This is a genomic window from Microcystis sp. M113S1 (assembly GCF_020246945.1).
Lineage (GTDB): Bacteria > Cyanobacteriota > Cyanobacteriia > Cyanobacteriales > Microcystaceae > Microcystis.
Map to the genome: position 1 here is coordinate 1 of NZ_JADBSA010000129.1, position 11751 is coordinate 11751.

10 protein-coding genes and 1 tRNA gene are annotated in these 11751 nt (G+C 45.0%); 6 read left to right on the forward strand and 5 right to left on the reverse strand.

Translation table 11 applies throughout. The features are described from left to right. Window positions 1-178, forward strand: a 178-nt coding sequence (locus IM319_RS06550) for a transposase (protein ID WP_287735067.1), incomplete at its 5' end; no start/stop codon positions are given. Window positions 179-239: 61 nt separating this feature from the next. Beyond that, window positions 240-788: an RDD family protein gene (locus tag IM319_RS06555; RefSeq protein WP_286826278.1), complete on the forward strand. Its 549-nt coding sequence runs from the start codon at window positions 240-242 to the stop codon at window positions 786-788. Window positions 789-899: 111 nt separating this feature from the next. Here IM319_RS06555 and IM319_RS06560 read toward each other — a convergent pair. After that, a tRNA-Arg gene (locus tag IM319_RS06560) sits at window positions 900-973 on the reverse strand. Between the two features lie 164 nt (window positions 974-1137). After that, complete coding sequence (locus tag IM319_RS06565; protein WP_287686097.1) at window positions 1138-1329, reverse strand: hypothetical protein; 192 nt, start codon at window positions 1327-1329, stop codon at window positions 1138-1140. Between the two features lie 206 nt (window positions 1330-1535). Here IM319_RS06565 and IM319_RS06570 point away from each other — a divergent pair, with 206 nt between their 5' ends. Continuing rightward, entirely contained in the window at window positions 1536-4061 is a 2526-nt protein-coding gene (locus IM319_RS06570; RefSeq protein ID WP_287735061.1) for a mannose-1-phosphate guanyltransferase, read from the forward strand. An 80-nt stretch (window positions 4062-4141) separates the two neighbouring features. Here the strand turns inward: IM319_RS06570 and IM319_RS06575 are convergent, their stop codons facing one another. The 3 genes from IM319_RS06575 to IM319_RS06585 form a co-directional block, all read right to left on the reverse strand. Beyond that, window positions 4142-5521, reverse strand: a complete 1380-nt coding sequence (locus IM319_RS06575) for a flavin monoamine oxidase family protein (RefSeq protein WP_287735062.1) — start codon at window positions 5519-5521, stop codon at window positions 4142-4144. Between the two features lie 553 nt (window positions 5522-6074). Then, a complete protein-coding gene (locus tag IM319_RS06580; RefSeq protein ID WP_287735063.1) occupies window positions 6075-6767 on the reverse strand; it encodes a helix-turn-helix domain-containing protein in 693 nt (230 codons plus the stop codon). Between the two features lie 13 nt (window positions 6768-6780). Then, complete coding sequence (locus IM319_RS06585) at window positions 6781-7062, reverse strand: sulfiredoxin (RefSeq protein WP_286826284.1); 282 nt, start codon at window positions 7060-7062, stop codon at window positions 6781-6783. Between the two features lie 115 nt (window positions 7063-7177). Here IM319_RS06585 and IM319_RS06590 point away from each other — a divergent pair, with 115 nt between their 5' ends. The 3 genes from IM319_RS06590 to dcm all read left to right on the forward strand — a co-directional run. Further along, window positions 7178-8941, forward strand: coding sequence for an SWIM zinc finger family protein (locus tag IM319_RS06590; protein ID WP_287735064.1), 1764 nt, complete (start codon window positions 7178-7180; stop codon window positions 8939-8941). 172 nt (window positions 8942-9113) lie between these two features. Next, window positions 9114-11225, forward strand: a complete 2112-nt coding sequence (locus IM319_RS06595) for a TIGR00300 family protein (RefSeq protein ID WP_287735065.1) — start codon at window positions 9114-9116, stop codon at window positions 11223-11225. Window positions 11226-11316: 91 nt separating this feature from the next. Next, the coding region (gene dcm / locus IM319_RS06600) for a DNA (cytosine-5-)-methyltransferase (RefSeq protein ID WP_287735066.1) at window positions 11317-11751 on the forward strand (435 nt) is incomplete at its 3' end.

The following is an 11751-nucleotide window of genomic DNA, read 5'->3' on the forward strand; positions in this document are numbered from 1 at the left end:
TTCTGTAATGGTTAATTCTTTAAAAGGGGTTTCTAGTCGTAGGTATGGACAAGCTGGCTATCCTAAACCCTATGGGAAAGATGCTCTTTGGTCTCCTAGTTATTTTGTTTCTTCTGTAGGAGGTGCAACCCTGGAAGTTCTTAAGTGCTATATTAAAGATCAAGAAAAGCCGTCGTAAAACGACGGGGTTTTAACCCAAATTTTCGATAAACCGCAGGATTTTTCCGAGAATTTACTTTATGGTTTACCCGATCCCGCCTGAAGATAATCTACCGCAAAAATTTCCGAAAATTCCCTTAGATCGTCGCGCCTATGCTTTCCTAATCGACTTTGCCTCGATCTGGTTTTTAAGCTCCTTTGCTAATAGTGCGCCTGTACTGCAACTCTTCCTTTTTCTCCTGATTTGGTGGTGTTTGCGGGTGTTATTGGTAGCGCAGAATCAGGGTCAGAGTTTAGGCCGTTGGGCCTTGGATATGAAGATCATCGATCTACGACTTCAGCGTTTACCCGGAATTTTGGAGTTAAGCAAACGAGAGGCGATCGCTGGTGGGGGGGCAGCTTTAATGATGTTAGGGTTAAATACTTTTTTTGGCAATCCTTTAAGTTTGATTTTACTATCTTCGCCCCTTTTCGCCGATTGTGGTATGGCGATCGGTGATGAGCAATTTAACCAAGCTTTCCACGATCGCATCGGTGGCACGATTGTTATTCCCACCCGTCGAGGTTTTTCTCTCGATCTACGTTTAAGAAGGCTTTGGTATCAAATTAAGGGCAGAATGAGAAGATAAATACCAGTTATCAGTGATCAGTTATCAGTTTTAAGTTTTAAGTGAGCAGTATTAAATAGCAGTTTCCCAGTATCTTTTCACTGTTTACTGTTTACTGATCACTGAAAAAGGCGGGATCGGCCGGGATCGAACCGGCGGCCTAGCGCTTAGGAGGCACTCGCTCTATCCAACTGAGCTACGACCCCAATTTTTTCCCTAACCATGATAAGCCATCCACGGCTAAAGTGTTGATTGCCGTGGATTATTTAGGGTTTTTTTTGGGGGGGTAATCTCGACTAATCCAGCAGAAAACGCCTCGATACCCACCTAGTTTCTGTTTTATGGTCGTGACCTTGGCAGTATGTTAATTTTATTTGCCCTTGAAGGCTTTTCTAAAATTCTTGCGATAGGCAGGATGAACAGCGAAGAGCAGCGGCCAGAACAGTGTTAGAGCTAGACGATTGGGTAAACTGGAACTAAAGTTAGTGCTTCTGTACCCATTCCAGAATTTCCAACCACCGGCACCATAAACAATTATTAAGATAAAAATAACCAGTCTCATGCCATCTCATCCTTAGATTTAGACAATTCACATCTCCTATTTTAAGCTTTGGTTTTGCCGACTTGGGAAAAGAAAATATTGTCCTCAATCGGGGGGACGGTGTTAGAATGCCGGTTAGGGACTAGCTTGATCGATGTCGGGAAACTAAAGCCAGAATTTGAAAAAAATATTTAAAAACGGCGAAAAGATAGCCTTGGGAGGAAATTATGCGAGCGGTACTAATGGCAGGTGGTTCGGGGACAAGATTACGTCCGCTTACTTGTGATCTTCCCAAACCGATGGTCCCGATTCTCAACCGTCCGATCGCCGAACATATTATCAATTTGCTACGAAAGCATGACATTACCGAAATTATCACCACCCTGCACTATCTCCCCGATGTCATGCGCGACTACTTTCAAGACGGCAGCGACTTTGGGGTAAAAATTACCTACGCTGTGGAGGAGGATCAACCCCTAGGCACCGCAGGATGTGTGAAAAATATTGCCGAATGGTTAGATGATACCTTTCTGGTGATTAGTGGCGATAGTATCACCGATTTTGACCTGCAAAAAGCGATCGCATTCCACAAAAGTAAAAACTCGAAAGCAACCCTTGTCCTGACGCGGGTTCCCAATCCGATCGAATTTGGGGTAGTGATTACCGACAAAGAAGGCAGAATTCGCCGTTTTATCGAAAAACCATCCACCAGCGAGATTTTTTCCGATACTGTCAACACCGGAACCTATATTCTCGAACCAGAAGTCCTCGATTATCTCCCCTACAAAGAAGAAGCCGACTTTTCTAAAGATTTGTTTCCGCTGCTGCTGCAAAGGGGCGAACCTATGTATGGTTATGTGGCCGATGGTTATTGGTGCGATGTCGGTCATCTGGAGGCCTACCGAGAAGCGCAATACGACGCTTTATCCGGCAAAGTTAACCTAGAATTTCCCTATCGAGAAAAATCCCCCGGGGTGTGGGTCGGTACTAATATTTATATCGATCCTAGCGCCCACATTGAGGCCCCGGTCATGATCGGCAATCATTGCCGCGTTGGTGCAAATGTTCTGATCGAGAGGGGTTCGGTTATCGGCGATAATGTCACCATCGGTGCTGGTTCCGATCTGAAACGTCCCATCCTCTGGAATGGTGTGGTGATCGGGGATGAGGTCAATTTAGTCGCTTGTACGATCGCTAGGGGAACCAGAATCGATCGACGGGCCCAGGTACACGAAGGTGCGGTGATCGGACAATTATCGATCGTGGGGGAAGAAGCGCAGATCAATTCTGGGGTCAGAGTCTGGCCGAGTAAACAGATCGAATCGGGAGCCATCCTCAATATTAACCTGATTTGGGGAAATACTGCCCATAAAAACCTCTTTGGTCAACGAGGAGTATCGGGCCTGGCTAACATCGATATCACGCCCGAATTCGCCGTTAAACTGGGGGCAGCCTACGGTTCCATCCTCAAACCGGGGTCAACGGTAATCGTCTCCCGGGATCAACGTAGTGTCTCGCGCATGGTCAGTCGATCGCTGATTGCCGGTTTAATGTCCGTGGGGGTTAATATCCAAAACCTACAAGCGAATGCTTTACCGATTTCGCGGACTTTAGTGGCTAAATTAAACGTAGTCGGTGGAATTCACGTTCGCATTCATCCCGATCGCCCGGATTTTCTCTTAATCGAGTTTTTAGACGAAAAAGGGATTAATGTTTCCAAAGCGAGGGAAAAGAAAATCGAAGGGGCCTATTTCAAAGAAGATCTGCGACGGGTGGGAATGCAGGAAATCGGCAGTATGTCCTATCCGGCTGATATTCTCGATAATTACCGCAAAACCTTTGAAACTCAGCTAAATGTGGAGGCTATTCGCAATAGTGGTTCCAAAATCGTCATCGATTACGCCTACGGAGTATCGGGAGCAATTTTACCAGAATTACTGGCCAAATTTGGCTGTGATGCCGTGGTTCTCAATGCCAGTTTACGTCAGAATGCCCTTTCCATGCAGGAAAGAGAGTTACTAATCCATCAATTGGGCCATGTGGTGGAGGCCCTGAAAGCGAACTTAGGCGTACAAGTTTCGGCAAACGGGGAACAATTAGTCCTCGTCGATGAGAGTGGTTTATCGATTCGCGGGGAACAATTAACTGCTCTAATGGTGAATACAATTCTGACCGCCCATCCTCGCGGTACAGTGGTAGTGCCGGTTCATGCTTCTAGTGCCGTGGAACAGATCGCGCGTCGTCACGATGGCCGGGTGGTGCGGACAAAAGCCAGTCCTAGCGCTTTAATGGAAGGATGTCAAACCAATCCTAATGTGGTTTTAGGAGGATCTGGGCAAACTGGCTTTATTTTTCCGCAATTACATCCCGGTTTCGATGCCATGTTCAGCGTGGCGAAACTTTTGGAGATGTTAACCATTCAGGAACGTTCTCTAGCTCAGGTGCGGGCCGAGTTACCGCGCATTTATAATAAAAGTACGGCGGTGCGCTGTCCTTGGAAAGTAAAGGGTTCTCTGATGCGCTATCTGGTGGAAACTCACGCTACTGATAATCTAGAGTTGATCGATGGGGTGAAGGTGATTAATCCCCTTAATGATGACTGGGTATTGATTTTACCCGATGCTGGAGAACCTTTAGTGCATATCTACGCTAACAGTGAGCAGCGCGAATGGGTCGATCGGACAATTAAAGAATATCGTCATCGTGTGCAGCATTTCGTCGAACATTACCAAGGCGAAATAGTGATGATTTAAGAGTTTTTTACCCCATTAGCCGGCGAAACTTGACTATCAGGTTTTTTTTGACCTAAAAGGTGGCGTAGCCCTGTAGATGCTCATTTTTCCTGTAAAAGCAAGGCGATTCGATCGGCCGCTGCCTCACCGGTGCGGATCGCTCCCTCAAAAAATCCCGGCCAGCGATCGGCCATTTCTGTTCCGGCCCAGTGAATCGGTCCGACGGGAGTAAAAAGAGCCTTGCCGAAACTTGTCCAGACTCCGGGGGGCATAAAGGCGGCATAGGCTCCACCAGTCCAGGGATCCCCGGGCCAATCCACCTCATCGTAACTGATCGGGAAAAGGGCCTCTTGACCGAAATAAATAGCTAAATCCGAGAGGACGGCGGCACGGCGCGCTGGGCTACTCATCGAGCGCCAACGACTATAGCGATCGCCAACTAGGAAGGTGGCGATTACCCCCACGCCAGTTTCGGGATCGGAACTATCAGCACAGAGTTCCAACCATTGACAATTGCCTTGGGCAAGTCCGGCTAGTCCCTGTTTTCGCCAGAAAGGTCGCTCATAGGAAATCAGGACTTTAGCGCAGCATCCCATCGGTACTCGTTGGGTTAGTTGTTCTCGCTGGGGTGGCATCGGTGGATCATAAATAATGCGGCCGGCAAGATGGGGCGGCATGGCAATGATGGCAAATTTAGCGGTAAAAGTGTTCTGGCTGGTTTCTATGGTCACGCCAGCCGAGTCATAATTAAGGCGAAAAACCGGTTCCCCCAGTCGAATTCGCTCTCCTAACTCCGCCGCGATCTTGTCGGGAATTTGTCCCGCTCCGCCATGGATCAGTTCGGCTTCTGGATGTTCGGCTTGAGCGGCGCAATTTTGTCCCCAAAGAACGTGCAGCAGTGAGACTTGGTGGGGTTCGGCCGGCCCGAGAAACCCCACTGCACGCGCCATATAAGCAAAATACCATTGACCAAAATCTGTGCTTGTGTTTTCTTCAATCCACTGGGCAAAAGTTTTACTGTCTAGTTTTTTGGTGTGATCGTTGCTTTGGGGATAACCTGAAGGTAGGGTTTTGGCTAGTTCTTGAAAACGCACCCATGCTGACATCGCATCTTGCCATTCTGCCGCGCCGATATCGGGTACTTCTCCCTCGTGGAAACCCTGAAAAAAACCGTTGAATTCATAGCGTTTGTTGTTGAACACTAGGACGGTTTTTCCCTGATTGGGAGAGGGAAAACGACGTATTTTATACTCCTCGAGGAGGGCCAAAAAACGCTCTTGGGTTGGGCCCACCCACTGACCACCTCGATCGATCCACTGTCCGGAGGGGAGATATTGACCAGACATTCTACCACCGTAACGATTTTGCGCTTCGATCACCAGAACTTGATGACCTCGCCTCTGGAGATTACGCGCAGCGACTAATCCTGCTAATCCTGCCCCGACAACGATACACTCATAGCTAGTCCACATTGATGTCATGATTTTAGCCCCACAGAATATTTTATAATTAACAATTATTATTTTCCCCGATTTTTCCCTCAGTTTCTCTATCCATTGGCTCTTTTGATTAAATTATCTGCTGCCATCAATGTTCGATCTTCTTGTAGCACAAATACAAACTTAAAACAACCATCTCATTACTTTTTGCTCGGTTTCCTTCTTAATCTTGAGTGTAGCTTGTAGTGTAGCGTGTAGTGGATTGTTTCAGCTAATTTGGTGTATTAGAAAAATGCTATAAATTCTATAATCTAAGACTTTAAGCCGAAATCTATTGCCCTATTTTAGCTGAAACAGTCCACTACGGCTACTTAAATTTCCTAGCAAGAGTCTGTCAAGGACTTTGTTTGGGATTGCAATCTTTACCGATGAGATAAAAGCAGACCATGGGGGAATTTTTCCCAGCACATATAAGCAAATTTGTCAAGATGCTGGAAAAATTTTCTTTGCTTTTGCGATCGATTATCGATAGCGTTTTCAGAGAACTTCTCCGAAGACGTTTTCGCGGCACTAAAGCTCTGCAAGAATTATCACTTTAAGCGGTGACATTTTCTGTTTCTGCTGGTTGAATTTCCGGCATTTCTACTTTAATTAAACTCACTCTAGCACGATAAAGTAGTTTTTCCCCATGACGATAGCCCCGATAACGCACTAGAACAGGTGTACCTATTGCTGCTTGACCATCGATCAATTGATGGATTTGCGGATCGTAACCGACATGATCACCGACACTGTGAATTGGTTGCACTCCCCAGCGCTCCAGTAACTGCATAATCGGTTTAACTAGGGAGAGGATTTTGACGGCTGCTAGGTCGGGATTTTTGCGGGCAACGGCCTCGGCCGTGGGCCATTGAACTAACCAAGATTCGATCGCTTCGATGCTTTGACGTTGAAATTCTGCGGCTAATTCTTCTTTTTGCTGGTCTAATTTTTGCTGTAAATTTTGATACTCTTGTTCGATAATTTTTGATTCCCCTGAACGATACTCTGTCCCCATCGTCGGGATTTGAAAATGAGCGAGGAGATCGCTAACTGGCAGCTGCAGCGCATTAGCTAATTTCACCAAAGATTCAGAGGATAATTTGGCGATTAAACCATGGCGAACTCTCTGCAATTGCCAAGAAGATAGACCCGATAACCGACTCAATTCTTCCAGATTTTTACAGCCAATTTCTGCCATTAACTGCTCTAATTTTTGCCGATGATATTTATATAAGGACTCATTCATGGGACTTCTCAGCTTAAGCGATGTGTTTAGCTAAAACGGATTTAGGAGCGCGACGAACTAGACAGAGAATTGTTTCTTTACCGAGACGCTGATGAGCTGCAAAGCGATGGCAACCGGAAAAACCGTAGTAGTTACCATCCACTTCTAAAACATCGATCGGTTCTCTTAATCCCTCCTCAGCGATCGATTGCATCAACTGATTAACTTTTTCGGGATCGGTTTGTCGCGGTAAAGGACGACGAATTTGGGACAGAGGAATGTTTTTAATTTCCATAGTGTCTTCACTATAGCACATTTAGGCTAAACTGAAGATAAGTTGACTCGGTTGCTGATGCACTGGTCCGCCTCGGTGCTGGCAGTTTTCTGGCCACAGACAAGATTTTATCACCCAATCCTCTCCTTTTCTGACTATGATTATTCCTCCTATCAATGAAAAAATTATCCGGCAAAATAGCACCAATGCTTCCTATCAGCGCGGTCAATATTATTACGATAACGGTGCAGTTATTTCTCTTTGGCAACGGGGGCAAAATCTGCAAGCTTTAGTGAGTGGTAGTGAGGTTAAACCCTATCGAGTTGCCATGGATTTTAACCAAGATAATCTTGAGAATGTCTGCTGTTCCTGTCCCTACGATTACGAAGGTTGGTGTAAGCATATTGTGGCGGTTTTATTAACCTGTTCTCGTCAACCAGAATTAATTATCAAAAAAGCTTCTCTAGAGGAGTTAGTGACACCGATCGATGAAAGTAAATTAATAAAATTGCTTAATCATTTAGTGGCTAAACACCCAGAAATTATCGAGACAATTGATAAATTTTTATTTCCAGCTACCCCAGTTAATAAAGCGGGAGGGAAGATAACTATTAATGTCAAAGCTTATCGTAATACTGTCCGTAATGAACTGCGGCAATCCCTGCGAGCGATCGAAGAAGATTACTACGAAGAAGACCCAATTTCTAATGAAATTTATGCCCTAGTGGATGAGTCCCAAGATTATTATCAAAAGGGAGAACCGGATAATGCGATCGCTATTTTAGAAGCAATTATTAGTGCCTGTATCGAGGAATGGGATAATTTAGAAGATTACGGTGCTGTTAATGATGATTTAAGTGCCAGAATCGATCGAGTTCTAACGGCAGCAATTTTAAGCAAGGAATTTAATCCCCAAGAAAAGCAAGATTTAAGGGAAAAGATCGAGCAATGGCAAGATGAATGGAGTGCCGATTTTGAGATGAGTTTAGCAGCCTTACAACAGGGATGGGACGATCCAGTTTTAGAGAAGATTTTACGAGGAGAATCGGCTAATTTTTCAGAAATGTGGTCAGGGAATATCCCCGATTATGCCCAAACATTAACTTCTATTCGCTTAGAAATTTTCGAGAAACAGGAAAAAGATCAGGAGTATTTGAATCTAGCTTTAGCTTCAGGACAAGTGATAGAATACCTAACTAAGTTAGTCTATCTCGATCGCATTGAGGAAGCGATGGCAGCGGCAAAAAACATGATAACCAAGAACGATGAAGCTTTCTTTTTTGCCAAAGCTTTACGGGATGAATCCGCTCCAGAATCCGCTCTAATAATTGCCCAGATTGGTCTAAATTTCCCTGGAAATTATTATTATCAATTAGCTCTCTGGACAAGTGAACTAGCGCAATCTTTAGGGGATATAGATACAGCTTTGGCTGCTAGAATTAAGGCATTTCAAGACCAACCTTCCTTTTCCCATTACCAAAAAATTGAGTCTTTAGCTGGGGAAGATTGGCCCGATTTAAAATTAGACTTGTTAGATTACTTGCGCGAGTTTAGCGGTGGACGTTCCACAGAGGCTAAAATCGATATATTTATCCACGAAAATTTAGTTAGAGATGCAATTGAAGTGGTTTCTGGTAATTCCTATGTGCAGTCTCACCTAATTTGGCGGATAATGGATGCGGCTGCTAGCGTCGATCCTAACTGGGTAATCGATCGCGCGCGTCCTCCTGCGGAAAAGATACTCGACGAAAAAAAGGCTGATCGCTACGAAGAAGCGATTAAATGGCTGAAAAAAGCTCGTAATGCCTTTTATATGTCGGGAAGACGGGAAGAATGGCAAACTTATCGGGAAAGTTTAATTAAGGAACACGGACGCAAATCGAAATTTATGGGGTTATTTAAACATCAGGATTTACAATAATTTAAGCTTCTAGCCGTCAGTTATCGGCTAGAATCAGGCTGTTTTTAGCTTGTGGCAGAGGAATTGTCCTAATCTTAAGTCTGTGATGTTTCGACGCAAAGTAGAGTATAATAGAAGATTGGTCTAAACTTATCTCCAGACTACTTATACTGAATATTCATTGTCAAAAAATATGACTGAAACTATTCGCTTTTTGATGTGTTCTCCCGATCATTACGATGTGGATTATGTGATTAATCCTTGGATGGAGGGCAACATTCACAAATCTTCCCAGGAAAAAGCTAGGCAACAATGGCAGCAGCTTTATCATATTCTCAAAGATCGGGCGCTCGTGGATTTAGTCACACCAGAAAAAGGCTGGCCTGACATGGTTTTTACCGCTAATGCGGGATTAGTTCTGGAAAAAATAGTCGTTCTCAGTCGCTTTTTACACAAAGAAAGACAGGGAGAAGAACCCTATTTTAAACAGTGGTTTGAAGATAACGGTTTTACGGTTCATGAACTGCCAAAAGATTTACCCTTTGAAGGTGCAGGAGACGCATTATTAGATCGGGAAGGACGTTGGTTATGGGCAGGATATGGCTTCAGAACCGAGTTAGATTCCCACCCTTTAATCGCTAAATGGCTCGATATCGAGGTTTTATCCCTACGTTTAATCGATGAACGTTTCTATCACCTTGATACCTGTTTTTGTCCCCTTAGTGGTGGCTATCTTCTCTACTATCCCGATGCTTTTGATGCCTATTCAAATCGGTTAATTGAGTTAAAAATTCCCGAAGAAAAACGCATTATCGTTGAAGAAGCCGATGCGGTTAACTTTGCTTGTAATGCAGTGAATATCGGTCAAGTAATCGTCATGAATAAAATTAGTGACGATTTACAATATAAGTTAGCAGCAAAAGGCTTTGAAGTGGTACAAACTCCCCTGACGGAATTCTTAAAAGCAGGAGGAGCCGCTAAATGTTTAACCCTGCGTACCACGGAACCCTTAATTCCAGACCATCACGCTAATGTCACCATTGAAAGTCGCATTCTCCAGTTAGAAGGTCATCTCCTCGACGCGGGAATTATGAATAAAGCTCTCGATGTTGTGGTAGGAAATGGCGGCAGTTTCAAGGTTTTAAACTTCACTTTAGGGATTGAGCGCCAAAGTACCTCCTCAGCAGAAGTGCGCGTTTCTGCACCCTCCCACGAGGTAATGGAGGAGATCATGGTACAATTGATCGACCTCGGTGCGGCCGCTCGTCCCCAAGAAATCTGTGATGTCAATACCGCAGTGGTGACACAAGATGGGGTCGCTCCCGATGATTTTTATGTCAGCACCATCTATCCCACGGAAGTGCGGGTGAATTGTGAATGGGTGCGGGTGGAAAATCAACGCATGGATGCAGCCATCGTCGTCACTGAAAGTCCGGAAGGCAAAACGGCGAAATGTACTCTGCTGCGGGATTTAAAAGCTGGCGATCGCGTTATGGTGGGAGTTGAGGGCATCCGTACTATCCGACAGGCGGAATCCCGGGAACAACGCAACAGCACCCAGGAATTTACCTTTATGGGTGCGGGGGTTTCCAGCGAGCGCCGAGTCGAGTTAACCGTCGAGCAGATTGCCTGGGAAATGCGTAAAATTCGCGACCAAGGCGGTAAAGTGGTGGTAACGGCAGGTCCAGTGGTCATTCACACCGGAGGAGCGCAACATCTCTCCCGTTTAATCCGCGATGGTTACGTTCACGCTTTACTGGGGGGAAATGCGATCGCAGTTCACGACATGGAACAGGCGATCATGGGTACTTCTTTAGGGGTAGATATGCAGAAAGGTATCCCCGTACGCGGTGGCCATCGTCACCACCTGAAGATTATCAACCTCATCCGTCGCCACGGCAACATCGCCAAAGCTGTATCGGCCGGGGTATTGACAAAAGGCGTAATGTATGAATGCGTCAAGAATAATGTCCCCTTCAGTCTAGCTGGTTCAATTCGCGATGATGGTCCGCTTCCAGATACGGAGATGGATTTAATTAAAGCACAGGAAGAATATTCCCGCTTAATTCAAGGTGCAGACATGATTCTCATGCTGTCTAGTATGCTCCATTCCATCGGTGTGGGCAATATGACACCGGCAGGGGTAAAAATGGTCTGTGTCGATATTAACCCGGCCGTGGTGACAAAATTAAGCGATCGAGGTTCGGTAGAATCGGTCGGTATCGTCACCGATGTGGGTTTATTCCTGAGTCTGTTAACCCAACAGTTGGATAAATTAACCCGTCCCTTGGTAGAAACGGTTTAAAACCGCAAGTAAATCCTCTAGAGACGTTTCTAGAAGCGTCTCTTTTTTAATTATTCCCATAATTGGCGATACTGCCGATCATAGGCTATTAATGAACCTTCTAAAAAACAAAGAAAAAATCCGTTTTATTGACCTCTTTTGTGGTTTGGGAGGATTTCGAGTCGCAATTGCACAAGTTTGTCGCCAAAAAAACTTAGCATCTGATTGTGTTTTTTCCTGCGATATAGATAAAGACGCTCAGGCAATTTATCACGCTAATTTTGGCGACCAACCCCAGGGAGATATTACCGAAATCGCTGCCCTAGACATTCCCAATCATGATATTTTAATGGCAGGATTTCCCTGTCAACCCTTTAGTATTTGTGGCAATTTAAAGGGATTTGAGGATACCAGAGGCACGCTATTTTTTGAGATTGCCCGTATTTTAAAAGCCAAACAACCCGCAGCATTTATTCTGGAAAATGTCAAGCAATTACAAGGACATCAACAGGGAAAAACCTTAGAAGTTATTCTCGATACTCTGCAA

Coding starts and splice junctions, on each gene's coding strand:
- IM319_RS06580 (WP_287735063.1), bottom strand. CDS start 6,767: ATGAATGAGTCCTTATATAAATATCATCGGCAAAAATTAGAGCAGTTA.
- IM319_RS06595 (WP_287735065.1), top strand. CDS start 9,114: ATGACTGAAACTATTCGCTTTTTGATGTGTTCTCCCGATCATTACGAT.
- IM319_RS06575 (WP_287735062.1), bottom strand. CDS start 5,521: ATGACATCAATGTGGACTAGCTATGAGTGTATCGTTGTCGGGGCAGGA.
- IM319_RS06570 (WP_287735061.1), top strand. CDS start 1,536: ATGCGAGCGGTACTAATGGCAGGTGGTTCGGGGACAAGATTACGTCCG.
- IM319_RS06590 (WP_287735064.1), top strand. CDS start 7,178: ATGATTATTCCTCCTATCAATGAAAAAATTATCCGGCAAAATAGCACC.
- IM319_RS06555 (WP_286826278.1), top strand. CDS start 240: ATGGTTTACCCGATCCCGCCTGAAGATAATCTACCGCAAAAATTTCCG.
- IM319_RS06565 (WP_287686097.1), bottom strand. CDS start 1,329: ATGAGACTGGTTATTTTTATCTTAATAATTGTTTATGGTGCCGGTGGT.
- IM319_RS06585 (WP_286826284.1), bottom strand. CDS start 7,062: ATGTGCTATAGTGAAGACACTATGGAAATTAAAAACATTCCTCTGTCC.